This is a genomic window from Methylobacter tundripaludum SV96 (assembly GCF_000190755.2).
GTDB lineage: Bacteria > Pseudomonadota > Gammaproteobacteria > Methylococcales > Methylomonadaceae > Methylobacter_A > Methylobacter_A tundripaludum.
In genome coordinates this window covers 1,096,013-1,121,804 of sequence record NZ_JH109152.1, presented here as the reverse complement: position 1 = coordinate 1,121,804, position 25,792 = coordinate 1,096,013, and the positions used below count along the sequence as shown (strand labels likewise).

Below are 25,792 nucleotides of genomic sequence, written 5' to 3'. Positions count from 1 at the left end.
ATTCTCTGCCTCGCTCCATCTTGCACCGGTTGCAAGTCATATCCGGGTGATGTGGTAACAATCACTTTCTTTGCTTAATTTAAGCTCTTCTAACAATTCAAGGATCTGGCTGGATGTTAAAAAGGTTAGTTCTTGTTCATCAAGTTTCAGTTTCCGGATTTTTGCCACTGGGTTTTCTTTTTTCCATTCGCCGATGCGGGTTAGTTCGTTAAAAATTGCCGATAGGTAGGTGTGTTCATGATTGATCGTATTGGCTCCGACTCCGGTTTTTAAGCACTCATTTCGGTAGTTGGTAAAGTCTGAGCTTTTGATATTTTCAGCTCGCGGGTTTTTCATTCGGCCGCAAAGATTTTTCATCATTAAGTGTCTGTTTTTGCCTTTTGGCCGTGTGCCGAATACCATAGCTCAATTAAGTCTGATAGCTTGCGTTTGTCGGTATCTGAGGTGGGTTCCCAGTCGGGTGATTTTGTCTTGTTGGTTTTTATCCAAGCTTCCCAGCGAAGGGCATCGGCTTTGGTGGGTATCTTTTACCGTTGGCGCCGTTCGGCCTGATGTCAACGTCCAAGCTTCCTGAATCGTTTTTTTTAATCATGATGTTTAATCATAGTTTTTACATGTTTTTTCTTTAGTCGTTGAGTTGGTTATACATGCGGTTCCTTTAATTTTTTTCTTGGTTCTATATTGCGGTTTTCTTGTAATTGATTTGTGTATTGTTCATAGGGGTTATGCATTTGATTTATTCCTTTTTTATGTGCATTTTGTATTTGTTTTATATCTTCATTTGATTGGTTTATGAAATGTTGCATCATTTTTTCTTCTTTTTCTCTTTCTTTATCTATGTATTTTGATGCTTCATTTGCAATATTTTTTAATTGAATTTCTTCTATTTTTGCTGTTGTTGCTTTCCATATTATTAATAAAGTTAATAATATAGCTAATATTGATATTGCATTTCCTATTGTCATATTCTCTATAACATCTTTTAACTTTTTGTTTTTTATGTCGTTTACCTGCTTTCTATCGCTGCGAGACAGGAGTCGAGTAGTCCCCAGAAGCGATAGCGCATGTGTTTTCACGAAGTGCTTTTTGCGTAGTGAAAATGCAGGCTTTCCGACATCGCGTCGAGTCATTGCGAGAATGATGTTGGATACCCCTTGCTGGGTATCCAACGAATGAAGCAGGATGGCTGGGGCAGCCGAAGGCATTAGCGGTCGCGTAGCTTTTGCCGCTTGTTGGGCAAGGATGCCCATAAAAGCTTTCGCAAAAATAGCGACTCCCCGGTGCCCGTGTCACGTTCTGGGGCATGTTATCGATGGGCATTACTGCCAGTGTCGGCTTACTTTTCGGAACGGTGAGCGGATGACATTTTGCTAATCTGAGTACAAGCAAAACTAAATTCGGTCTGTGCGATAAGGCACATAGGTTAATTAATATGGGCTCTTAGCAAAGTGTCCGGAAAATCGGGGCAAGATCTTCTTTTGGTTAATTAACTCCTTAACCGTTACAATTTTGATTCCCAATAAAGCTTGTTGTTCTCCTAATCTCAGATTGAGACTGTCAAATATCTACAAAATTCGGTTTGATTCACTTACACTTACTCTTTCATAACTATGATGTGTCAACACTTTTCCGGACACAAAGTTAAGCAGATTTTAGCTGCATTTCGTAGTCCACTGGCGACACATAGTGATTTGCGGAATGAAGTCGCTCACGGTTGTAAAACACCTCGATATATTCAAATATATCCTGCTTAGCCTCAGCTCTGGTTTGATAACGCTGATGATGAACCAGTTCTGTTTTCAAGGTATGAAAGAAGCTTTCTGAGACGGCATTATCCCAGCAGTTGCCTTTGCGACTCATGCTTTGGATAATGCCATGCTCCTGCAATAGCGTTCGATGACTGTCAGAGGCGTACTGACTGCCTCTATCGGTATGCCATATCAAGCCTTTACCGGGTTTACGCTGCCAAACGGCCATCAATAACGCATCGTTCACCAGTTTGGCCCGCATGTGCTCAGCCATTGACCAGCCGACCACTTGCCGCGAGTACAGGTCAATCACGACAGCCAAATACAGCCAACCTTCCAGTGTATGAATATAGGTGATGTCGCCGACATAGGTTTGATTCGGTTGCGCCACCGTGAATTGCCGATCCAAGTGATTGGGGGCAATGGGCAAATTATGCTTGGAATTCGTGGTCGCTTTGAATTTGCGCTTGGTTTTACAGGCTAAACCCGCAGCAGCCATTAACCGGCCGATACGACGTCGACTGACCTGCCGATCCCGGTTGATTAAGGCCTCCCCTTGAGGCGACGCGTACCGTAGTTTTTCCGACTCTTCTGGAACAGGGTCTTTATGACCTCAACCAGCTCGGCATCGTCTTTTTCAATGGCTGTCTGAGGGCGCTCCTGCCAAGCCTAGTAAGCGCTACGAGAAACGCTCATGAACCGGCACATCGATTTAACCGAAAATTCGCTCTCATGTTGTTTGACCCAGGCGTACTTCTCGGCAACTGCTCCTGCGTTGCTCTACCTCCTGCATCCATGCAGTCGACCGTTGCTCCTTGGCAAAGTACGCCGCTGCTTTTTTTAACAGGTCACGTTCCTCTATTAATCGGGCGTTTTCCTTCTTCAGCCGCTTCAATTCTTCGTATAGATGCTCATCGGTTCGCACGGTTTTGCTGTACTCCTTCGGCTGGCTATATTTGTTGATCCAGGTATGGAGCGTATTGGCATTGACTCCTAAATCCCTGGCTGTTTGGGTAATCGGCTTATCAGAACCTATCGCCAGCTTCACCGAGGATTCTCTAAATTCGGCGCTATATATTTTTACTTTTTGTTTTTCTTGATCCATTTTCGACACACTCTCTATTTTCAGATTATTTTAGATTGTGTGTCCGGTTTAGTGTAGCCACTTCACTATTCAGTATTTTCCATGTCCATGCAACGTAATGTTATTGAACGCATCCTCATCTTCAACCAAGGGCGAGATCCCGATCGGCTGATAATGAAATACTGTGCGATGCGCACCGACGCCTTTGCTTTTTTGCGCGGCACATGTCACCTATTCTATCAAGACTGGCCTGCTAATTCGCCTCTCAATGACGCCCCTTCCGCCTGGATTTGCGGTGATCTGCATCTGGAAAATTTTGGTAGCTTCAAGGGTGAAAACCGACTGACCTATTTCGATATCAACGATTTCGACGAAGCTGCGCTTGCTCCCGCCACTTGGGAACTAGGAGACTGTCGGATTTAGCAGTGCAAAAAGTGTTAAAATAACCCTATCGAAACACCAAATCAAAAAACAAAAATGGCTACCCAATTCATCCTGATTGATCGCGATACCCCCTACATTCTGCCCCCGTGTGTTCAGGATTATTTGCCTGAAGATCATATGGCCCGTTTTGTTGTCGAGATTGTCGATCAACTGGATTTACGGACGCTATCAGCCGTCTATGCGGGCAAAGGAAAGCGCCCCTATCATCCGGCGATGCTGTTGGCGTTGCTGTTCTACGGTTACGCGACCGGCGTATTTTCCAGTCGCAAACTGGAGAAAGCCACTCATGACTCGATGGCCTTTAAATACATCTGCGCCAACGAAAACCCAGATCACGACACCATCAACAGCTTTCGCAAGCGCTTTGGCAAAGAGATCGAAAGCCTATTTGTCGAGATATTGGTACTTGCACAAACCTTGGGGCTGCTTAAGCTGGGTACGGTGAGCCTGGACGGCACCAAGATTAAAGCCAATGCCAGCAAGCATAAAGCCTTGAGCTGGGATTACGCCAATCAACTGGAAGCCCAGTTCAAACAGGAAGTTGAAACCTTGATGAAACTGGCTGAAGCCGCCGACAATTCCCCGCTTCCAGAAGACATGGATGTACCCAAGGAACTCAAACGCCGCCAAGACCGTTTAGCAGTGATTGCCAAAGCCAAACAGGAAATCCAGGCCCGTGCCAAGGCGCGTTACGCGCAAGAAAAGGCCGAGTATGACGAAAAGCAGGCTAAGCGTGAACAACACCTGAGTGAAACCGGCAAGAAAATGGGCGGCAAAGCCCCCCAAGCGCCTACCGATGCGCCTCAAGGTAAAGATCAAGTCAGCCTGACCGATGAAGAGTCCCGCATCATGCCGACCCCTAATGGTTTTGAACAAGCCTATAACGCCCAAGCCAGTGTTGATATTGCCACCCACCTGATCGTTGCTCATCACATCACCCAACACACCAACGACAAACAAGAAATCGAACCGGCCTTAGCCAAACTGGAACAGCTCCCGGAATGCTTGGGGAGTGTTGACAACCTGTTGGCCGACACCGGCTACTTCAGCCAAGCCAATGTAAAGGCGTGTGCTGATGCAAAGATAAAACCGTACATCGCCCAAAAGCGGCAAAGCCATAACCAAGCCCTTGACGCCCGGTTTCAGCATCAGCCGGAAATAGGCGAAAGCACCTTACCGCCGGTTGAGGCCATGACCCATCGCTTAACAACCAAAGCGGGCAAAGCACTCTACGGCAAGCGAAAATCTACTGTCGAAACCGTGTTTGGCATCATTAAACACGTCCAGGGATTCAGGCAATTCCAGCTTCGAGGCCTGGAATCCGTCCAAAGTGAATGGAATTTAGTCTGTATAGGCTGGAATTTAAAAAGAATGCATGTATTAAGAGGGTGAGAGAGGAAAAAGAGCATTGAGCTGCCCATAAAACAGAACTATGGGCATTAAAAATCCCAATAAACCACTTTTTTAAATTTTAATCGTGATTAAGTGGGGAGGCTCGCTCTATTAATCCGACAGCCTCCTAGACTCCTTCGCGGCTCGAGCTCCCATTGAGCTAATGGTGGCAGCACTCGACACAAAGCCTGAAGCAAGACCGGTGATGGGAAGACCGATACGTGGCCCCATTACTCGCAGTGAGATGTATCCTGTGGCGCTGATTGACATGATGAGGATAACAATTTTCCAGATTGTCCGAGGGTTCAAGGCATTGAAAGGACCCAGGTACTGGTCTGGTGCGAGGGGTAACAGAACCAGCGCCGCAGCGGCGAGAATCAGCGCATCATTGAGTTCGGCCTCACTCAGGATTGTGCTGACAAAACGGTGAAGGACGGTTCGTGCGGTCAGTAATAGGGCCAGAAGGACAGCCACTCCTGACGCCAAAGCAGGCTCGCGCATCGCCAAGCCGCCGAGTAGCAGTGTTAGTAACAGTGCCACTTCAGTCGTCAAACCTGGGTCTTTCTCATGGCTGAGCCGAAACGCCATCAAGGAAAGCCCTGCAATAGCCAGTGCCATCACAGCAAGCAGCATCGCATCGCCAAGCGTTAGGCTCACGGCACCCAGAAGAGAAGCCGTGGCGAAGGTCCAACCCCCATCGATGAACGAGTTGGGCCAGTTCCTTTGCGCCGTTCGCGTTCGGCACCGATTAGCAGACCGATTCCTAGCGCAATGCCATAATCAAAAATGGGTTGATCAGTCAGATGTATTGAGTTCATGTGCCGCCCGCGTATTATTTCCAGTTTTAAAAAACACCGAACAAGTTGATTCCATTCATGGTTCGGAAAACTCAGGACGCACTGACTCAACTAGTAACGTTCGTCCTGAGCTTGCCGAAAGGCATAATCAGAATTTCCTTTAGAGATTGATTGTCTTCGCGTTACTGAGCCGGGGAGTCGCTATTTTTGCGAAAGCTTTTATGGGCATCCGTGCCCAACAAGCGGCAAAAGCTACGCGACCGCTAATGCCTGCGGCTGCCCCAGCCGTCCTGCTTCATTCGTTGGATACCCAGCGAGGGGATATCCAGCTTCATTCTCGCAATGACTCGACGCGACTTCGGAAAGCCTGCATTTTCACTACGCAAAAAACGCTTCGTGAAAACACATGCGCTATCGCTTCTGGGGACTACTCGACTCCTGTCTCGCAGCGAAGGTGTCCTATCCCCCCGGGAAGTCATCTTCATCGCCTTGAAACAGGAAAAAAAACTGGAACTATGGGCCAGGGACAGCGGTGAGTTCCGCTTCATTCGCGACTATTACATCTAGGCCGCCAGCGGCGTGGCCGGCCCCAAATTGCGCCAAGGCGACAGGCAAGTACCTGAAGGCATTTAGGATATGGTCAGTAATAACTTCCCGATATGGATTGAGTGAAATTTTTCCGTTCGCCCTGAGCTTGTCGAAGGGTGAGCGGGAAAATTTCGGCCTACCGCGTCAAGCCGATCATGCTTCGACAAGCTCAGCACGAACGGCTCGACGATGGAAAATAGTGGTTTCGGGAAGTTATTTTCAACCAAATCCTTACCGCATCGTGGAGCTGAATCCCAATAGCCATTACCACTTGTCAATGAAACTAAATTACCCCAACGGATTCGACCTCTTACATGCCAGGCAGGGGGGGGGCGCACCGCTCCGGGTTCTGATATTTTAATCTATGGCAAAGCCGTCTCCATCGGTTGCCTAGCCATCTCGCCTCGGCACAAGGTCGCGAATACACCGACCTGACAGTTCGCCGACCATTCCACTGCCGAGCCACACCCGCCGATGCCGTGCCTTTCTTGGCAAAGGCGCTTTCATCAAAGATCAATACCGACTCCGACCCACCCAACAAAGCATCGCTTGATGCGTCGACCTCGTTAACTTCGCGCATACGCAGCATATTGGCTCGTTCGGATTGGAACAGTCCGCGCATATGGCCTCAAACGTGGCTGTGGCATCGCGGGTGCAAGACACGAAAAAAGATGAAAAAGACGCCAAATGGACATTACGAGTTTCTGGAAGCCCTTGTAGGACATCGCTGAGGGTATTTGTTGTATTTTCACGGCGCCATCGTTATTAGGCTATATGAAACAATAAGTTATTATACATTAAACCTTCTATTTTGGCCAGATGGGTTAATCTGACAAAGTAGAATTAAGAAGGACGGATATACCGGCGGTTATCCTTGTCATCCAGTATCACATCACCGGCTTCGTCGCCTTTCCCTTTAGCTTCCTTGACTTTCCTTTTAGCTGCCTTAACTTCACTTTTGGCTTCCTTGACTTTCCCTTTAGCTTCTTTGACGTTACTTTTGGCTTCCTTGACTTTCCCTTTAGCTTCCTTGACTTTAGTTTTGGCTTCTTCGACCCTACCTTTTAATTGATTTTTGTTCATGAGTATCTCCTGATTATTATTTAGCCATTACTAGATAGCCATGTTTAAAGTACGGAATTATGTTTCCCATCACTTAACGAAAATACTACATGCAAAACTGAATTTTATCTGTGCGCTAACGAACATGATCAACTGTTGGGTGCGTTTTGATCTTGCCCCGATCTAGCGGACACTCGGCTGAGAGAGTAATCTCTAAAACCGAGGTCAATAATGAAAACAAAAAAAGAATCAATCTCCCCCGCTGTTCGCCACAAATATACAGCCCAGTTTAAAGAACAGGCATTGGTACGTGCCGATCGTGATGGTATCCCCAAGGTAGCCCAGGATTTGGGAGTTGCCGAATCAATGCTATATTCATGGCGGTCAATACGCCGTCAGACAGGCCAGCCTTTTGAAGAGCAAAAGCTCCAACAAGCTGAACTGGCGCGCCTGAAACGAGAAAACGCTCGTCTTGAGGAAGAGGTGGCCTTTTTAAAAAAGGCGGCAGCGTACTTTGCAAAAATGCCCAAGTCGACTGCATGGATGCAGGAGGTAGAGCAACGCAGGAGCAGTTGCCGAGAAGTACGCCATGATTAAGGGCAACGAAGATCATTATCCCGTGGGTATGATGTGCCGCCTGCTATCGGTTTCACGCAGTGATTACTACAGTTGGAAAAATCGACCACTCTCCGGCAGAGATCAAGCCAACCAAAAGCTTCTGACTGAAATCAAACGTGTCTTTGATGACGAAAAAGGCCGACCGGGCTCACCCAGAATCACCCTGCGGCTTCAAGAAGAAGGCAAACCGGCCAGCCGGCACCGTGTAGCTAAACTGATGCGGGACAATGGTTGGCGTGCGAAAGCCGCCAAGAAATACAAAGCCACACCCAACAGCAAGCACTCCTTGCCTGTTGCGCCCAACCTGTTGGAACAAAATTTTACTGCGGATGTGCCTGACCAAAAGTGGGTGTCGGACATCACTTATATTTGGACCGAAGAAGGCTGGTTGTATTTGGCGGTGGTGCTTGAGCTTTATTCCCGCCGGGTGGATTGGTTGGGCTGTCGGAGAACGTATGACAGCCGCGTTGGTTTGTGATGCTTTGATAATGGCATTGTGGCGTCGTCACATGCCGAAGGGTGTCATTGTGCATTCAGACCGGGGCAGCCAGTATTGTTCTGCGCTTATCAGAAACTTTTTAAGCAACATCAATTGGTTTGTAGCATGAGCAAGAAAGGTGATTGTTACAATAATGCGGCAATGGAAAGCTGGAACCATAGCTTTAAGGTCGAAGCGGTGCATGGCGAACGGTTTTTGACGCGTTCGGAAGCCAAGTATCAAGTATTCGAATAGTTTGAAGTGTATTACAATCGCAAACGGCTTCACTCCAAATTGGGCTATGTCAGCCCAGAAACTTTTGAAGCTAAAAAAGTCGCTTAGTTAAGTGTTCGTGAAATTCGGGCAAGATCAATCAGCATAATAAAGCTTGATCGTTCTTTTGCAGCCACTGTGCCGTTGTTGAGGTGCGAGGAATAACTATTTATTACCGTTACGACGGTTTTCCATACGACGCAAGAATTCAGCCATAATGAGATGATACAACTCATCACCCAGATATAGGTCTTCAACACCCCGGTCGATACTGGGATTGTCATTGACTTCAATCACAAAGCCTTTGCCATCTTTTTCTTTGATATCGACACCGTACAAGCCGTTGCCGATTGGCTGCGTGGCCTTTAAGGCTGCTTCTAAAACTGCTTTAGGGACTTCAAAGGTCGGCAAGGTATCAAATTTACCCATATCCACTTTACTGCCGCCGTAGCGATAAATTTGCCAATGGTTTTTTACCATGTAGTAACGGCAAGCATACAGGGCTTGATTGTTAAGAATACCAATACGCCAGTCGAAATCGGTGTATAAAAATTCCTGCGCCAGTAACAATGCAGATTGTTTAAATAACTCGGCAACTTTTACTTCTAGCTCTTGACGGTTTTGAACCTTGACTACGCCGCGTGAAAAAGAGCCGTCGGGAATTTTAATGACAATGGGGAAGTTTGTAGATTTTTCGAGATTATCCAAATGCGAGGCGTTATCTTTATGCAGCAGCCACGTTTTAGGAGCAGGTACCCGATGGGTACGAAATAAGTCCGCCAGATAAATTTTATTGGTGCAACGGAGCATGGAGGTGGGATCATCAATCACTGCTAAGCCTTCGGCTTCGGCTTTTTTAGAAAAACGATAGGTATGATGGTTAATACCGGTGGTTTCGCGAATAAAGAGACCATCAAATTCCGGTAAGCGCACGTAATGTTGCGGCGAAATGAGCTCAACGTCGATGCCAAGTTGTCTTCCAGCGGTAATGAATTTTTTAAGGGCGCCGCGGTTACTGGGCGGTATTTTTTCTTCAGGGTTGATGAGCATGGCAAGGTCGAAGCGAGAGGATTTCTTCGGCCGATCTTTGCGCCAGACTTTTTTGCTGAATTTATCCAGGGCTGCCGCAAAATGAGTTTCGGCGACTTCATCTAAACTATGATGCGAGATAGCCTGTAATTCGCTAATTTCCCACTTATTTACGGAGGGAAAATGCTGTAGGGTGATTTCCAACACCGGGCATGAGAAGCGTTCAAACAGGATACGCGTCAGCTCTTGAAAAGCGGGTTCCGGAGGGATGCCAAAATAGCTGTGGAGGGTAATTTTAGTTTGTTGATCCTGGCTTTTAACGGCTTTTGACAAGGCTTGGGATAAATCTTCTAAATGCAGCCGATACAGTTCATTCCGGTCTAAATCGCTGATAACTTTAACTGAGGGTATGACATTATGACCTCTTGCTTCCGCCAGTAATGAGCAAAAATAGCCGTCGGACAGGTAACAATAACTGCGGCACAAATTGATAACTCGTACGCGCTGATCGGATGCAACCTGCTCGGTCGCGAGATAGTCTTCAAAGGTTATCAACTGTTCACTTGGGTAATATGGAGCCCAGTCAGATAGATTGTCAACCACCAGAAGGGTGTGTGCCATAGTTAAGCTTGTCCTGTTAAAAAACTGTTTAAGGGGGCGTAATAGACACTCTGAAAAAAACGTCGCTAAGGAATAAAGGGACTAAATGGCTCTGTTGCGTAATGCAGAGTTAGCCTTATGAGAGTACTTAACCGATACGGGGGGTATTCAAAACCGATAGCCATAAATTGGCTAATAATGCGACCTGTGGCGTCTTGTTCGATTTCGGGTAAGTGGGTCGGAACTCAACGGCCAAGTTATCATGCTGGCGATTCAAACCTAATCATACCGTGCTTGTTGACATCATCGGAGGACATACGCGTAAGATACAACAACGGCGCAAAGATGCTCCGTATTTGGCTGTTTGCAAGCATTGATTTGGTTTTAACCGAAACAAAAGTAAAGGCTTTTCAAGCCCTCTACGCCGCTTTGTTGATACAACTGAAAGTAATCACACAAAGTACTTTCATAAATGCCCACCAATAAGGCAATCCTATTATTAGATAGACCGCGGCTTTTTAGCCATAATGCTTCTAAGCGCCGCCGAACTAAAGGGACTGGGTGAGTATGCCTTTCCTTTTTTAAGATTCCTAATGTTTCTGAAGTAAATTCAATGTGTGTTGTCATAGTAATTCTATTGCCAAAAAGCTTTAGCAACCAGATGAACCGATTAAATTAAAATACAGAAAAGAGGGGAATGAGATTGCTTTGTTCCCCATGAGGGACTCTAAATATCATCAATGGATAATAGTGTAGATTAAGCATTAATTTAGTGATTTGCTATATGTACGAATACTTATAGCACCAGCTTTCTTACCCATATAGCGAGGTTTTTTTGCCTATATGAATTTTATCGGCTGTGTATGAATTATTATGTCTGTTACCGTACGGACATCTTCTGATCCAGATGCTAGATTGTTTTTGAGTTTATAGTGGAATGTGCAACTGTTCGCCTCTAAGCTTAGCTTGCCTGTTAGGGGAAGTTTATTTTTTTATAAACAATTTAGGAGAATAGATATGAACTGGGATCAAGTAGCTGGTAACTGGAAACAATTCACAGGTAAGGTCAAAGAAAAATGGGGCGATTTGACTGATGATGAACTCGATCAAATCGCAGGAAAACGCGACATTCTCGTTGGTAAGGTCCAAGAGAAATATGGGATCGCAAAAGAGGAAGCCGAAAAGCAGGTCAAGGACTGGGAGAAGACTCAAAGTTGATCGTTGGTTTCATTTTATGATTCTGACTTAACGCTGTTGTCAAGGGCTCCGGCGGTACGGCTATACTATTTACCGCCGGACATCCCAAGATGGACCTGATGTCCCAAATGTTAAAACATACAAGGGCGTCGTGTGCAGTTGAAGGGCTTTGTCAACTCCAGGTGGCTTCAATCAGGGCCGAAGAACTGGTGCAAAAATTCGATATTGCCTTCCTAATAGATGGCTCAATATCCTCCATAACTTTTTTGTAAACTGCGGATTCTCTCGAACAAGAGCGATAAATCGTTCAAGTGGAATTTGTGCCTGTAAAAAAACGTCCGATATTTGCCCCTTCAGCATCCGTTTTTCCAGGCAAGCCAGGAACTAGTGTTAAGCGCCTTGTAAAAAGTTCGCATGTATTGATTCCTCTGACGGTTCCAGCAAATATGCCGTCAGAAAAATTACCTTTACCGGCTAACTTGTTGCTAAGAGCTTATAAAGAACAATAAGAAAGATAACACTACTGCCCAATTTGGGCACAGGCTACTGTTGAAGTAGCCATGGTGCATCAGCATAAGTAATGACACTTATATTCTAATTGTAAATTCACAGCATAAAATACACTTATCACTTTCTGAGGAGGAATGGTCCCTAAGGATTTGGCTAAAAATAACTTCCCGAAATCAGTAATCTTTAGGGATGGCTCGGTAGTTCCAACGAGGAAGATAGTCATCAAACGCAATAGTCATGGTTTTGAGGAAATCAGTGGCGCATTTTTTACCCGTCGCATAGACCGCTGTCAAAATATCAACCGTCACGTTCAATCCCGTGTTAGTTTTCGCCTTCTCCATAAATTGCTTGGCGATGGTGAGCGAATGAAAAACAACACCCCGACAAGCACGCGTAATATGCGGAAACAACCGATGTTCGATGGGATTGTGTTTCGAGCAGTACGGTGGATAGTGCGCTATACGTATGTCCAGTCCCAGCCGGTCGGCCAGCTTTTGTAACGCTTCCTTGAAGACATGCCGATTACTGGCGTTGCTACCGCCACCATCACAAAGCAGCAACAAACGGCGGGCATTAGGATAATGCGTGCAGCCATGCTGCTGCCACCCATGTGCAACACTGTCACAGCAAAACTCACTGGTGTCGTGGCTGGTATTGAGGTGGACATAGCCCTCGTTTCGCGCCAAATCATAAAGGCCATGCGGAATCACTTTGCCTTCGCCGGCACTGGGAAAATCATGGTCCAGCGTATCCACCTGAGTCTGCGTATAGGTGTGGCCTTCGCGGGCAAAATTTCCGAAACTCTTTCTTCTTGGTGTCCATGCTGATGACCGGATCACCTGCATTCTGATACGCCGCCTTGAGTTTGGCAATATTTTGAAACTGCGCATCTCGGTCAGGGTGATTGCCCAGCGACTTTTTCTTACGCGCTTTACGCTGTCCTAAGCCGTGCTTTTTCAATAGCTTGCGAACCGTGCGCCGACTCGCTGGCGACCCCATTTCAGCCAGTCGTCGGCTGATCTCGCTCCGCGACAAGTTCGTCCATAACACGCCTTCACGCATCGGATCGCCCGCTGTGAACTCGCCAAGCAGTTTGAGAAAGTTGCTTTCCAGCGACTCACTTTGCCCGTTTATGCCTTTCCGTCCGCCCCTTTTTTTCGGATCCGGTTGGGTGCGGGATCCTCCGCTACATCCAATTCGGACAATCCACGTCGCACCGTTTTGGGATCAATGCCAAACAGCCCGGACACATATTCAATGCCACCATGCCCTAACTTGACTGACTCAATCGCCGCATAACTTCGCTTATCTTTTTCTGACAGCCTCGCAAACAACCGTTGCATTTTTAGTTCAATGTCCTTTGGGTATGCTGTCACTCTATAACTTTTTTCAGTGTGAATTTTCCAGTAATTATCACTTAACTGGTTTCGGTATGCCAACTCGATTTCGGGAAGTAATAGTTAGCCATATCCTAAGGACCTGCCTGTCCATCGAACCGGTCTTGCAACTAACAAGTGTCTTTTTCTGGGCGCTTGAAGCCATTCGCTGTCAGTACCTGTGTCATATTACCAAATCAAATCTGAACATTTAAAACTGATCACTGTGTTTTGTTTATATCAATGAGAAATTTGATAGCGTAATGCTTAATCATTAGTCCTTAATGCCGCATTGATATGGCGCTGCATTCACTGCGGTCTTCGGTCGAGAAGGTTGTAAGTTCGTGCGTATGAAAAGGTAAAGCACTACCCTCACCTTAAAAGCCGACATCATACAAAATCAGAAAGGTGCGGCTTATGGGTAAACACACAGATTTGCAGATTGAAAAAAATGGCCCTCATCCATTCGGCGGATTGTAGTTATACATAATCTGAGACACCGATTGTTAAAGATCGCCTATCTCAATTAAGATCATGTACCTAACACACTAATGGTATGCATAAAATGAACGGAACAGAAGACCTAAGCGAAAGGACAATTGAATTGCAGGAACTGCTTACCTCGCAGCAAACGCTGTTGCTATCGACGGCTTCGGCAAGCTGTATTCCTGATCTTAGCTACGCTCCGTTTGTACGGGACCAGGCAGGGTGTTTCTATATCTTTGTCAGCGAACTCGCTAGTCATACTGCCAATTTATTGAATCATCCGCAAGCCTCGGTCATGTTTATTCGCCCGGAATCCGAAACTCGCAATCTTTTTGCGCGCGAACGTGCGGTATTCAACTGTACAGTCAAAGAGCTGGATCGTGATGAGCCAATTTATACGGCACAGCTAATGGCGTTGCAGGATAAATTCGGCGAAGTTGTCAGTGTATTAAGGTCGTTATCCGATTTTCACTTATTTGCTTTATGCCCGCAAAGCGGCCGATATGTTGCGGGTTTTGGCCGGGCCTACACAATTAATGTTGAGGATGATACCTTGTCCTCGTTGACTAAAAAGCAGTGACTGCGTGCCTGTTCCTATCCGTCAAGACTTACCTGCTCTCCTTTCTATCTCATTGTTTTTAAAATAACCGCCGTCTTACTTGCCTGGAAAATGGATGCTGATTTACAGGGATGACAGAAATCCGAGTAGTGGCTGGATTGATACTCTAATTCCGTTCATACTGGATCCCGTATTCTCAAGCTGAATCCGATGCCATGCCGTTAACATCGTTCCATCCTATCGTCGCCCAGTGGTTCAATACCCATTTCGACGCCCCCTCGGACGTTCAACGCCAGGCTTGGCCTGCGATTCGTGCGGGCGAATCCACGCTGATCGCTGCCCCTACCGGCTCGGGTAAAACCCTGGCGGCATTTCTTGCGGCCATCGACCAGTTAGTGCAACAGGGACTGGAATCGCCGTTGCCGGATGAAACCCGGATTCTCTATATATCGCCGCTCAAAGCGCTGTCTAACGACATTCACAAAAACCTGGAACTGCCGCTGAACGGCATTCGCCTTGCACTACTGGAAAACGGTCTGCCCGATGTCGCCATCCGGGCTCAAACCCGCACCGGCGATACCTCGACGGCAGAACGCGCGGCAATGAAGCGCCATCCTCCGCATATTCTGGTCACCACGCCGGAATCGCTTTATATTTTGCTCACCTCGGATTCAGGACGCGAGATGTTGAGCTCGGTGCGTAGCGTTATAGTCGATGAGATTCATGCGCTGGCAGGCAACAAGCGTGGCGCGCATCTTTCGCTTTCCCTGGAACGTCTGGCGCAGCTGACAGCAACGCCGCCGGTGCGCATCGGTTTATCCGCCACCCAAAAACCGGTCGAATTGATGGCGCATTTTCTGACCGGAACCCAGACAACGCACTGCACGATTATCGATACCGGCCATAAACGGCAACGCGATTTGCAGATAGAAGTCACCGGCTCGCCGCTGGAAGCGGTCATGGCGGCGGAAGTCTGGGGCGAAATCTACAATCGTCTTGAACAGTTGATCGAGCAACACCGCACGACCTTGATTTTTGTGAATACCCGCCGTCTGGCCGAACGCGTGGCTGCGGCGCTGGCCGAACGCTTGGGCGAAGAATTTGTCACTTCCCATCATGGCAGTCTGGCCAAGGAACACCGGCTGGCAGCGGAACAGCGCTTAAAACAAGGTACGCTCAAAGCCCTGGTGGCGACGGCTTCACTTGAGCTCGGCATCGATATCGGCGAAGTGGACTTGGTTTGCCAGCTGGCCTCGCCGCATGCGATATCAACCTTTCTGCAACGGGTCGGGCGCTCCGGTCACCAACTTGGCGCTACGCCGAAAGGCCGCTTGTTTCCGTTGTCGCGCGATGATCTGGTGGAATGCACGGCCATGATGGCGGCGATTCAACGGGATGAACTGGACCACATCTCGATTCCCGATCATCCGCTGGACGTACTGGCGCAGCAAATCGTCGCCGAGATTGCCTGCCGCGAGTGGCACGAAAACGAACTTTATCAGGCTTTTTCCGCTGCCTGGCCGTATCGGGAACTGACCCACGAGCAGTTTATAGACGTCGTCAAAATGCTCAGCGACGGCTTTCACACACGGCGCGGTAGGCGTGGCGCCTATCTGCACAGGGATGCCGTTCACGGCATGCTGCGTCCACGCAAAGGTGCGGGACTGACTGCGTTGCTTAACGGTGGCGCGATACCCGACCAATTCGATTACGATGTGATATTGCAACCGGAAGGTATTTTTGTCGGTACCTTGAATGAAGACTTCGCGTTTGAAAGTCTGCCGGGCGATATATTTCAACTGGGCAACAGCTCGTATCGAATGCTCAAGATCGAACAGGGCCGGGTATTTGTTGAAGATGCCCACGGACAGCCGCCCAATATCCCGTTCTGGATGGGTGAAGCACCCGGCCGTAGCGATGAACTGTCGCTTGCGGTATCGAATTTACGCGCAACCGTGAATGCCAAGCTCGAACAGGGAGAAGATGCGGCTTACCATTATCTGAAAGAGGACTTGCAGCTTCCCCATGCCGCCGCGGAACAACTGGCGCAATATCTAGCCGCGGCCAAGGCGGCTTTGACGGTATTGCCTACCCAACAGCAAATCGTGTTCGAACGCTTTTTCGATGAAACCGGCGACATGCATTTCGTCATCCACTCGCCTTTCGGTTCCCGGATTAACAGGGCCTGGGGTCTGGCATTGCGAAAACGCTTCTGCCGCCGCTTCAACTTCGAACTACAGGCCGCCGCCGGCGAAGACAGCATTGTGTTGTCGCTAGGTCCAACCCACAGTTTTCCATTGGATGAACCGGCCAATTATCTTAAAGCGGCTACGGTCAGAGGCATCCTGATCCAGGCGCTTTTAGCCGCCCCGATGTTTCCGTCGCGCTGGCGCTGGGTTGCCAACACCGCGCTGGCCGTGCCGCGCAACCGCGCAGGCAAGAAAGTTCCCGCCTATTTTCAACGCAACGACGCCGAAGACCTTATCGCCCTGGTCTTTCCGGACCAGCTCGCCTGCCAGGAAAACATCGCCGGAGACAGGGAGATCCCCGATCACCCGCTGGTCAATCAGACCTTGTCCGACTGTTTGCACGAGTTGATGGACATCGACGGCCTGGAACGGCTGTTGACAGGCATCGAACGGGGAACGATCACCGTCATCGCCAGGGATTTGGCCAGCCCTTCACCGTTGGCCCTGGAAATACTGAACGCCCGGCCCTATGCCTTTTTAGACGATGCCCCTGCCGAGGAACGCAGGACGCTGGCTGTGCAGCAACGGCGCTTCATGGACCCGCAAAGCGCAGCCGACATCGGCCACTTGAATCCCGAAGCCATCGAAAGAGTACGCATCGAAGCCTGGCCGGAAGCCCATACCCCGGATGAACTTCACGATGCGTTGGTGGTTCTGGGATTTCTGACCGAAGCCGAGGGAGAACGCGGCCCGCTTTCGAACCTGCACGACAATCTTGCCCACGGCTGGACCAACCTAATGGAAAGCCTGCAAAAGAGCAAGCGCGCAACCGTCATGACTCTTGTCGATGACACGCGCCTGTGGATTGCGGCCGAACGATTGGAGGTTTTGCAACTGCTGTTTCCGCGGGCTCCGATTCATCCCGCCATCGAAGCGGTTGCCGCTGATGAAGCAATCGATCCGGACAGCGCCGTCAGGGAAATCGTTCGCAGCCGCCTGGAAGGATTGGGACCGGTCACCGTAGCGCAGCTGGCTGCCCCGCTGACGTTGGACATCGCCACTATTGACCGCGCCTTAATCGCGTTGCAACAGGAAGGCTTCGTGATTCAAGGAAGATTTACCCAGGAAAACACTGCGACCGAATGGTGCGAACGCGGCTTATTGGCGCGTATTCATCGCTATACGCTCAAACAATTGCGCACTGAAATCGAGCCGGTTGCTCCGGCGGATTTCATGCGTTTCCTGTTTCGCTGGCACGGTCTGGATCATCCGGGTGAAGGAGAAGCCGCCTTGCAACAGCGATTATTGCAACTGGAAGGCCTCTGTCTTCCGGCCGTATGCTGGGAAGCCGATATTCTGCCGGCCAGAATGCGTTTCTATCTGTCTTCCGATCTGGATAAATTGTGCAGCTCCGGCAAAATCACCTGGCTGCGTCTGCAAGCTCCTAGCGGGACTGCGTTGAACAAACGCAAAAACCCGGCCGGAAAATCCACCTCAATCAGCTTTATCAGTCGGCCTAATCTTCCTCACTGGCGCGCCTATGCGCCGCTGCCGGACAATGAGGCGCTGGATTTATCGGGCAAGGGGCAAAAAGTCTACGATGCGCTGAAGCAATGGGGCGCCAGCTTCTTCGAAGACCTGCTGGCAGAAACCGGCCTGCTCAAATCGCAACTGGAAGAAGCGCTGGCGGAACTGGCGGCCTGGGGACTGGTTACGGCTGACAGTTTCCAGGGTTTGCGCACACTGATCACGCCGCAGAAAGTCCAGCAACGCCGCAGCAAAAAATATCCGCATCATGATCCGTTCGCCGCCTCCGGCCGCTGGTCGTTAAACCGGTCGAATCAGCCGGTCGAAACCGACCGCTATCAACACTGCGAACACATCGCCCGAGTCCTGCTGCGTCGTTACGGCATTATCTTTCGTAAGCTGCTGGATGAGGAAGACATTCTGCCCCCGTGGCGGGAATTGTTATATGTGTTCCGGCGCATGGAGGCGCGGGGCGAGCTGCGCGGCGGCCGCTTCGTGCAGGGCTTCGCCGGGGAGCAATATGCCTTGCCGGAAGCGGTTAGCGCCCTGAGAGAAATCCGCAAACAATCCAGACAGGGCGATCTCATTGCCATCAGCGCTGCCGATCCGTTGAATTTAACCGGCCTGGTTACGCCGGGACAACGCGTACCGGGGCAGCCGGGTCAGCGCATTTTATACCGTGACGGAATTCCGATTGCCCATAGCGCGCAAAGTAAAATCAATTTCCTTGTACAACTTGAACTGCAGGATGAATGGCGGATTAAAAATGCGTTGCTGCGTAAACCGAACTTAACCGCTTACCAACATACTGCTCGCCTGCCGATTTGATCTGCTTTTTTAAAGGATTATATCGCCAATATTCAAAGCCTTAAGCCCTCCATTTTGTGGACAAAATTACCCCGCTCCTCAATTGGCCGCTTCCAGCGCAGCTTTATAGAGTGAATTGACCGGTTTGGTAAAAACTCGCCTCAGCATGGATTCGAATTCGCTGATGGGTAAGGTTTCGGCATGAGCGTCAAAGGCCGGGCTATCGTACAACTCACAAAACTCGGCTGTGCGCTCAAAGTGAACATGGTCGCGGAATTGCTCACGCATGTTGCGATCCATGCCGATATGGTGGAAGAAATAGTAGCCCTGGAAAATGTTATGGTGTTGGATCATCCAAAGATTGGCTTCACTGACAAAGGGCTTGAGAATGGCAGCCGCGATGTCGGGATGATTGTACGTTCCCAGCGTATCGCCAATATCGTGCAGCAGAGCGCAGACAACATATTCATCATCCCGGCCATCACGCAGCGCGCGGGTGGCTGTTTGCAGTGAGTGGATGTAACGGTCTACCGGAAAACCGCCAAAGTCACCCTCCAGAAGTTTAAGGTGGGCCATCACCCGGTCAGGAAGCCCTTTGGCAAATCGACTGAATTCGCTAAAAATCAGTTGCCAATCTTCCTTGGTGCCCTCCTGTAAGGACTTGAAGTTCGCACGTGTGTTCATGATTTCGATCTCCTCATGCATATAAGGAAAAAAAGGGGCTGCTCTATTTCAGGGAAATAAATGAAAAAGGGAATTGCCCGCCGTTTGTGAGTATCTTACAAGAGGCTTCTGATGGCAATTCCAAGTGTTAGCTTTGGGGGAAATCGCCAAAGGCAGCTTTTGGCCGAAGGCGATTAACCCACGCAGATTAATAATCGCCGGTGTAATCCTTTTTTCCAATTGCCACGCCATTATGCCGCAGTATGGCGTAAGTGGTGGTGAGGTGGAAATGGAAATTGGGCAACACAAAATCAAGCAAGTAAGCTTGTCCCAAAAAACTGAGCTCTTTGCTGCCAAATTTCAGCGTGATTTTGCGCTCTTCACTGCCGTCAACTTGCGACGCGCTGACGCTTTCTATAAACGCCTTGGTCTTGGCGATACGCGCTTGCAACTCGGAAAAAGTGCTTTCATTATCTTCATAACTGGGCACTTCAATGCCAGCCAGTCGAGCGGCGCAACCTTTGACCATATCAGTCGCAATTTGTACTTGGCGGCTCAGCGGAAACATATCGGGTGCCAGACGCGCGTTTACAAAAATGGCTGGATCGATTTTCTTTGCTTCGGCATGGGCGGCAGCTTTGTCGAGTATCCCGGATAAATTATCCAACATACGCACAAAAACGGGGATGGATGCTTGGTACATAGTCAATGACATAAAGGTTTCTCCAGTGAATGATGGGGGATTGTTGTAAATTCTATACGAATAGCCAGTACATATTATTTTATAAGCTGAAAAATCTCTAATGCATTACTGTCTAGGGCACGACAAAATAGCGGTCCCTTTAAATTTTATTCATTCCCGTATATTCATGACCAGCCCGGTAGCCGCTAAGGCAAAAAGACCGGAGGTCATAAAGGCCAAGGTGTAATTCCCGAACAAGCCATGTAAATAGCCTGCCCCGTAACTGGCTAACGCTGCGCCGACCTGATGGGCAAAACAGATCCAGCCAAAAACGACTCCGACATTTTGTTTGCCGAACAGATCCGCTGTGAGTGCTGAGGTTGCCGGAACCGTCGACAACCAATTCAGCCCATAGACAACGGAAAAGGCCATCAGTTGCCCGGTCGATTCGACATAAGGCAGCAACAATAATGAAACGCCCCGCAGCGCGTAATAAATCGCCAGCGGCCAGCACTTACCAAAACGATCGCATAACCAGCCGGAGAAAACGGTACCTGCAATATCGGTCGCGCCCATTACGCCTAATGACACGGCCATCGTCATTTCCGGAAAACCGTGTTCGATGCCGTGACTAATCAAGTGCGTCTGAAACAGGCCTGAGGTGGTAAAACCGCAGATACCGAAGCTGAAAGCCAGCAACCAGAACTGAGGATTGGCCATTGCCGAACGCATCGGGTTCGGGTCAGGACGAACTTCAGGTGCAGCGTCCCCATTGTCGCCATAAGGCTGCAATCCCTTTATGCCGGGATTATTAGTCATAAACATCATAACCAGTGGTAATACGACCAAGCCCAGCATCAACGCTATAAACAGCGTTACCGCCCGCCAGCCGAACTGCATGTTCAGGTTCATTATAATAGGCGTAAAAATTAACTGGCCCGATGAAAAGGCGGCGCCCAAAATCCCCAAAGCCAGACCGCGCCGTTGCCGAAACCAGCGATTGACAACGGTCGATCCCATCACTATTGAGGTGCCTCCCGAACCTGCGCCGATGATCACGCCCCAAAACAAATACAGTTGCCAGGGCTCCTGCATGAAGATGCTGCCGCCCGCCCCTAAAGTGACCAGGGTAAGCATGATCACGGTGATGGCTTTAGTTCCGTATAAATCCATCAATCTGCCTAAAAAAGGACCGGCCAGCCCAAATAAAAGCAGATTGACCGAAACGGCGCCACTTATTGTTTCTCTACTCCAATTAAATTCATGCTCCAGCGACAGCATAATGATGCCCGGAACGGACCGAAGCGTTGATGCAACAAACAAACAGATAAAGGTAACAGCGAGTACGATCCATGCATAATGAATGCCGGTGCGTTTAATGGTTGTCATGATTAGCGACGTATTCGAAATGGTTAAAATAATTATCTCGTTCCCACGCGTTGCGCTCGTCGTTATACATAAGTATTGAAAAGCACGTCATCCCGGCAGGGATTGCCGGGATCCAGGCTACATGGACGTACACAGTTTGCCATCCATGGCACTGGATACCCGCTTCCCGGCGAGTATGACGCGTTACTTAGAGACTTGTGTATAAAGACGAGCGCAGCGCGTGGGAACGAGGGTGGTAACATCTATGCTCGGAGGGAGAGAGGATTCTGTGTCGCTTTGACCACTCCGTTATCCATAAATCATGGCGCGTCTTCCAACTCATCAAGCAATTCAATCAAACGGGTTACGCCCTGAAGCAATATGCCGCCTACGCCCAACGCAAACCAGACGCCGATCACAAAGCCCCAATGAATAGGCGCGGCGAAAAATTCCTCCCTGAACCAAAAGGTATGTCCCCACTCATTAAAGCCAACGCTAACCAATATCATAAACGGCCCGAATACGGCCAACGTCAACGGCAGCGAAATGCCCTTGGCATAGAGCGGCAACCGGGTTCTGGCGTATAGCCAGGCGCAACCGCCTAAAATCACATACAGCGGAAAATTAAAATAAAACTCGATAATATGATTGGCCGTAAAAGGCGTGTCGCGGATTGCGACCTGATGCCAGGAATTATCCTGTTCGGCAAAATAGCTACCGGCCCAATACACCGCAAAGGTGTAAATACTGATCCACATGGTCAGGGTGAAATAGCGGCTGATTTCCTCCTTCGGTTCCAGCTTGTCCAGGTTACGATCACGCGAAAGCCATAAATAGCCCCATACACCGGTCACGAATACAGCAAGAATGCCTAATTCAACGTAAAACAGCTGCATCCAGTACTGTTCAAACGCCGGTTCGGACGAGTCCAATCCCGACGCAACGGCAAAAGCGCCTTGATATAAGCGTAGCCCGATATAGATAACCGTCAGCATGGCAAAGCCTTTCAGGTACATCGGTAAATCCTTGATATACCAGGGTTCTGCGTTTTTATTTTCTACCACTAAAGGTAATTGTTCGGATGTTGTAGCCATGATGTAAGCCTCTTAACGGTTTAATTGAATTTCGGAATCACTGCGGCGGTTATGCTGGAGATATAACGCGCGGCTGTTACCGAATCGTACAAAAACAGCAGGCCGCCGATCCGGCTGTCGGCATCCCGAATCAGCCCGTTCAGTTTTTCGGATTCCCAAAACCCATCCCTCGCGGTTATCGTCATCGTGCGCTGTTCGCCGGGTTGTATCGGTGCAGGATTCTCCAGGCTCAAGCCTTCAAACGCTGTCATGCTTGTTGAATCGCCTTGATACGCCGCTTGCAGATCCTTGTTCAAAAAATGCACATTAGCGGTAGAAAACTCGCCTATTTGAACAGGATTTTCGCTGCGATTATTGACCTTTACAGTGAACTCCATTGAACGTTCCGGTATCCGGTATTCGGCTTTCAAAGTCTCGACATCGACCACGCCGGCATTGACCTGGGCGGATAGCGGCAAAATCTGGTCCAGCGAAGCCTGCAACGGTATGGCATTTGGATATTCGCTTATCGTCATTGCATTGACGGCCAACACCAACAAGGGCACGCCGACCAGCATCGCTTTTGCAATTAAACGGTCGTTCGGCGTGACCAGTTCATCTTCCAAACCACCGGCTTGCAGCATTCTGTAGCGTGGAATAAACAACGGCCGCCGCAGCCACCAAAGCAGCCAGGCCGTTGCCAATAAGCCCCAGAACAGATGCCAGAATATACCGTTGCCCAGGCCATAGGTTTCCATATCGATTACCTCGCCGTTGATGGTTTTGACCTTATTGGAAAAATCCGACGGACTGCCGGTAATTTCCAGCCATACGCCCGGCCCCATCACCTGTCCGGCATCTTTCAGGTTAAAGAACGGATGGATGTGGTAACGGCCCGGCAATCGCCCTTTGAGCACAATCTTGAAGTTGTAATCGCCTCCGGGCTGCAAGGCCACCGAATTCATGAACGGTTTACCGTTCAGATAGCGTTCGGTCCTGATCAGCACCGGGCCGGGCGTCGATATATTCAAAAACGCCGCTTCAGGTTTGGGCACGCTGACCGGCCAATCCTCGGCGACATGGAATTTGCCGCTAACGCTGACTTCCTCATTAACATTAAATTTTTGTTTGTCCCATTGCACGTCGTACCACTGTATCGTGCGCATTCTGATAAACGGCTCTAAAGCCTTTTCCCCATGCGCCATCACAGTTGCGATATTCAGCGTGTACAGCGAAAGGATAAACCCGAGAGATGCCATGCACTTGATTAATAGCTGTTTCATAAATTGCCCTCCCCTCAGATTTTATTAAGGTAACGAACGGTTGCGAACCACTTCCCGATAAACCACCATAAGGTGTACATCAGGATGCATAACAGCGCCGAACAAAATGCCGCTAACGGCGCTGCGTATTGGCCGTAAGTGCGTAAGGTACCCCGCTCGATGATGCGTAAATATTCCGGCATGCCGGTGCGTATGTATTCGAAGCCGAACAAATCGGCGACCGTCAATTGGCCGTTGCCGTACTCGACAGGCACATGAAACATGCCGAACAGGGGCCAGTTGCTGGGGTAGAACAGCAACGCAAAAGACGCGCCCCCTAAAACCGCAGTGACGGTCAGGCTGTTGCTCAACATCAGGATCGCGTCCAGCACCAGCGCACCGGGCAACATGGTGGCGGGCAAGACCATGTTAATGGGGAAATAATTCCAATAATGATAGGCGAATATGCGGGTGATCCAGGTACCTATCAATAACGCAGCCACGCACAAGGTAGCGCCCATCGGCAGGCGAAACTTCGTCCACATGACCGACTGCACCGCCGCCGGGAAAGTAATGCCCATCAGCGGCGTCACCAGCGGCCACCATTGTCTGTCTTTCCAGTCCACCCAGAAATCCCAGTCGCCGACAGTCAGCGCAAAATGAAGATGGAAAGAACCGATAAACAGAAAAAGAGCCAATACCAGGATCAGGTAATCGTAAGCGCGGGTAATCCGCGCTTTTTCTCCTGTGTAAGGTCGAAATGACCGGTTTGAAATATTTACTGACATAATTGCTTCTCCTACCAAATAGCGATAGATAAGGCTGATTCGCTTATCCAAAAGAGTCAGCGTGTCGTAAGTTTTATCGGCAGCTCATTGAGGGGGAACTGAGCCGACTCAAGCTAAACAACACGCTTGAGTGATACAGTAGGTTGAAAGAACGGCTTTGTTAAATGTTTATATTTCATCCCGTCATTGACACAATTCATGGTCGAGGCATGCTGTGTTTTTGTTATCCTGACCCGAACCAACATTGAAAAGTACTCCTATGTCTAATTTAAGAACCTTTGACTTGAACTTATTGGTGGCCTTCGATGTACTGATGCGAGAGTTGAACGTTACCCGTGCTGCGGAACAGATGTTTATCACGCAATCGGCGATGAGCCATATTTTGCAGAGACTACGGCAACAGCTGGATGATCCTCTGCTGGTTAAAACGCCGTCCGGAATGAAACCCACTGAAAGAGCGCTGACCTTGATTGAGCCGATCAGGAGCTTACTGAATGAGATGGAGCAACTGATTCAGCCGCCGTTGGAATTTGAAGCCGGAACGAGTCAGCGGCGCTTTGTACTTGCTGCCACGGATTATATGGAATTGCTGTTAATACCCGAGCTGTTGGGATTGATCGGCCAAATCGCCCCCGGTATTGATATCCACCTTAAACGCACCGAATCGTCATTCCCGGCCGCACAATTGGAAAACGGCAGTCTTGATGTCGTGCTCGGTTTCGAATCGGTACTCAATCCACCTCCACATTTACACTGCGAACATTTATTTAGCGACCAGATGGCCTGCGTGGTCAGGCAGGATCATCCGCTGATAACAAAACCGCCTTCGTTGGAAGAGTATTTGGCAGTTCCCCATATGTTGATTTCCCGAACAGGCAGCAACGTCGGCTTAATCGATCAAAAACTGGCTGAACGGGGATTGGAGCGGCGCATCAAGCTGATCGTCCCTCACTTTCTTTCCGCACCGCTGATCGTTGCCGAAACCGATATGATATTGTCGCTACCTTATCGAATTGCCGAGCAGTTTAAAAAATTTGCGCCGCTGGAAATATTTCCCGTGCCTATCGAGCTTCCTTCTTACCAGTTAGTCATGATTTGGCATCCGTTACATGACAAAGATCCGGCCCATCTTTGGCTGCGGGACAAAATAATAGCGATAGGCCGGAACATTACTGGTTCATGAGCTTAAAGC

Annotated in this window: 24 protein-coding genes and 2 pseudogenes; 10 read left to right on the top strand and 16 right to left on the bottom strand. The window is 49.0% G+C overall.

The annotated features are described in order from the left end of the window. Positions 1-36 precede the first annotated feature (36 nt). From METTU_RS23050 to METTU_RS24795, 4 genes and pseudogenes are all read right to left on the bottom strand, one after another. Positions 37-402 carry a phage integrase gene (locus METTU_RS23050; protein ID WP_436969939.1) on the bottom strand — a complete coding sequence of 122 codons (366 nt, stop codon included), beginning with the start codon at positions 400-402 and terminating at the stop codon, positions 37-39. Between the two features lie 239 nt (positions 403-641). After that, positions 642-1,250, bottom strand: coding sequence for a hypothetical protein (locus METTU_RS05095; protein WP_040579627.1), 609 nt, complete (start codon positions 1,248-1,250; stop codon positions 642-644). A 391-nt stretch (positions 1,251-1,641) separates the two neighbouring features. Then, positions 1,642-2,310, bottom strand: a pseudogene (locus METTU_RS24800) (IS3 family transposase); the annotation flags it as partial. A gap of 168 nt (positions 2,311-2,478) precedes the next feature. Then, a complete protein-coding gene (locus METTU_RS24795) occupies positions 2,479-2,853 on the bottom strand; it encodes a transposase (protein WP_006889711.1) in 375 nt (124 codons plus the stop codon). 81 nt (positions 2,854-2,934) lie between these two features. Here METTU_RS24795 and METTU_RS05080 point away from each other — a divergent pair, with 81 nt between their 5' ends. Further along, the gene (locus METTU_RS05080; RefSeq protein WP_040579625.1) at positions 2,935-3,255 is read left to right on the top strand and encodes a DUF2252 family protein; all 321 of its coding nucleotides are present in this window, start codon (positions 2,935-2,937) and stop codon (positions 3,253-3,255) included. A 54-nt stretch (positions 3,256-3,309) separates the two neighbouring features. Beyond that, positions 3,310-4,668 (top strand): IS1182 family transposase, encoded by a 1,359-nt coding sequence (locus METTU_RS05075; protein WP_006889238.1) that lies wholly within the window; start codon positions 3,310-3,312, stop codon positions 4,666-4,668. A gap of 111 nt (positions 4,669-4,779) precedes the next feature. Here the strand turns inward: METTU_RS05075 and METTU_RS05070 are convergent, their stop codons facing one another. Both METTU_RS05070 and METTU_RS05060 read right to left on the bottom strand, forming a co-directional pair. Next, entirely contained in the window at positions 4,780-5,325 is a 546-nt protein-coding gene (locus METTU_RS05070) for a DUF4010 domain-containing protein (protein ID WP_217182786.1), read from the bottom strand. Positions 5,326-6,896: 1,571 nt separating this feature from the next. Continuing rightward, on the bottom strand, positions 6,897-7,136 hold the full coding sequence (locus METTU_RS05060; RefSeq protein ID WP_006890237.1) for an alanine-zipper protein: 240 nt from the start codon (positions 7,134-7,136) through the stop codon (positions 6,897-6,899). 210 nt (positions 7,137-7,346) lie between these two features. On the opposite strand from METTU_RS05060, the gene METTU_RS25075 reads away from it, so the two are divergent. From METTU_RS25075 to METTU_RS25060, 4 genes are read left to right on the top strand one after another with little or no spacing between them, the layout of a single operon-like run. Further along, positions 7,347-7,712, top strand: coding sequence for a transposase (locus METTU_RS25075; protein WP_006890236.1), 366 nt, complete (start codon positions 7,347-7,349; stop codon positions 7,710-7,712). Continuing rightward, positions 7,705-8,211, top strand: a complete 507-nt coding sequence (locus tag METTU_RS25070) for an IS3 family transposase (protein WP_050897719.1) — start codon at positions 7,705-7,707, stop codon at positions 8,209-8,211. The genes METTU_RS25075 and METTU_RS25070 overlap by 8 nt, the downstream gene beginning before the upstream one ends. Next, the gene (locus METTU_RS25065) at positions 8,189-8,341 is read left to right on the top strand and encodes a DDE-type integrase/transposase/recombinase (RefSeq protein ID WP_436969938.1); all 153 of its coding nucleotides are present in this window, start codon (positions 8,189-8,191) and stop codon (positions 8,339-8,341) included. Before METTU_RS25070 ends, METTU_RS25065 begins: the two co-directional genes overlap by 23 nt. After that, a complete protein-coding gene (locus tag METTU_RS25060; protein WP_436969937.1) occupies positions 8,338-8,466 on the top strand; it encodes a hypothetical protein in 129 nt (42 codons plus the stop codon). The genes METTU_RS25065 and METTU_RS25060 overlap by 4 nt, the downstream gene beginning before the upstream one ends. 183 nt (positions 8,467-8,649) lie before the next feature. On the opposite strand, the gene METTU_RS05045 is transcribed toward METTU_RS25060, so the two are convergent. Further along, a complete protein-coding gene (locus METTU_RS05045) occupies positions 8,650-10,134 on the bottom strand; it encodes a RimK family ATP-grasp domain-containing protein (RefSeq protein ID WP_006890235.1) in 1,485 nt (494 codons plus the stop codon). 363 nt (positions 10,135-10,497) lie between these two features. Next, entirely contained in the window at positions 10,498-10,740 is a 243-nt protein-coding gene (locus tag METTU_RS22215; protein WP_081466870.1) for a helix-turn-helix domain-containing protein, read from the bottom strand. A gap of 390 nt (positions 10,741-11,130) precedes the next feature. Here METTU_RS22215 and METTU_RS05040 point away from each other — a divergent pair, with 390 nt between their 5' ends. Further along, positions 11,131-11,331, top strand: coding sequence for a CsbD family protein (locus METTU_RS05040; RefSeq protein ID WP_006890234.1), 201 nt, complete (start codon positions 11,131-11,133; stop codon positions 11,329-11,331). A 662-nt stretch (positions 11,332-11,993) separates the two neighbouring features. Here the strand turns inward: METTU_RS05040 and METTU_RS05035 are convergent. Both METTU_RS05035 and METTU_RS24320 read right to left on the bottom strand, forming a co-directional pair. After that, a pseudogene (locus METTU_RS05035) lies at positions 11,994-12,882 on the bottom strand (ISAzo13 family transposase). A gap of 68 nt (positions 12,883-12,950) precedes the next feature. Then, entirely contained in the window at positions 12,951-13,163 is a 213-nt protein-coding gene (locus METTU_RS24320; protein ID WP_040579624.1) for a hypothetical protein, read from the bottom strand. Between the two features lie 598 nt (positions 13,164-13,761). Between METTU_RS24320 and METTU_RS05025 the strand changes: the two genes are divergently transcribed. After that, a complete protein-coding gene (locus METTU_RS05025; RefSeq protein ID WP_006890233.1) occupies positions 13,762-14,262 on the top strand; it encodes a HugZ family pyridoxamine 5'-phosphate oxidase in 501 nt (166 codons plus the stop codon). 194 nt (positions 14,263-14,456) lie between these two features. Next, positions 14,457-18,785, top strand: coding sequence for a DEAD/DEAH box helicase (locus METTU_RS05020; protein ID WP_006890232.1), 4,329 nt, complete (start codon positions 14,457-14,459; stop codon positions 18,783-18,785). Positions 18,786-18,863: 78 nt separating this feature from the next. On the opposite strand, the gene METTU_RS05015 is transcribed toward METTU_RS05020, so the two are convergent. The 6 genes from METTU_RS05015 to amoA all read right to left on the bottom strand — a co-directional run bounded on the left by METTU_RS05015 (position 18,864) and on the right by amoA (position 24,600). Further along, entirely contained in the window at positions 18,864-19,448 is a 585-nt protein-coding gene (locus tag METTU_RS05015) for an HD domain-containing protein (RefSeq protein ID WP_006890231.1), read from the bottom strand. Positions 19,449-19,635: 187 nt separating this feature from the next. Continuing rightward, positions 19,636-20,142, bottom strand: a complete 507-nt coding sequence (locus METTU_RS05010) for a DUF1993 domain-containing protein (protein WP_006890230.1) — start codon at positions 20,140-20,142, stop codon at positions 19,636-19,638. A 138-nt stretch (positions 20,143-20,280) separates the two neighbouring features. Then, on the bottom strand, positions 20,281-21,498 hold the full coding sequence (locus tag METTU_RS05005; protein ID WP_006890229.1) for an MFS transporter: 1,218 nt from the start codon (positions 21,496-21,498) through the stop codon (positions 20,281-20,283). Between the two features lie 299 nt (positions 21,499-21,797). Then, positions 21,798-22,571 (bottom strand): bacterial ammonia monooxygenase, subunit AmoC, encoded by a 774-nt coding sequence (amoC, locus tag METTU_RS05000; RefSeq protein WP_006890228.1) that lies wholly within the window; start codon positions 22,569-22,571, stop codon positions 21,798-21,800. 20 nt (positions 22,572-22,591) lie between these two features. Next, on the bottom strand, positions 22,592-23,833 hold the full coding sequence (gene amoB / locus METTU_RS04995) for a bacterial ammonia monooxygenase, subunit AmoB (protein WP_006890227.1): 1,242 nt from the start codon (positions 23,831-23,833) through the stop codon (positions 22,592-22,594). Positions 23,834-23,847: 14 nt separating this feature from the next. Then, positions 23,848-24,600, bottom strand: a complete 753-nt coding sequence (gene amoA, locus METTU_RS04990; RefSeq protein ID WP_006890226.1) for a bacterial ammonia monooxygenase, subunit AmoA — start codon at positions 24,598-24,600, stop codon at positions 23,848-23,850. 259 nt (positions 24,601-24,859) lie between these two features. Between amoA and METTU_RS04985 the strand changes: the two genes are divergently transcribed. Continuing rightward, positions 24,860-25,783, top strand: a complete 924-nt coding sequence (locus METTU_RS04985; RefSeq protein ID WP_006890224.1) for a LysR family transcriptional regulator — start codon at positions 24,860-24,862, stop codon at positions 25,781-25,783. The last annotated feature ends 9 nt before the right edge of the window (positions 25,784-25,792 follow it).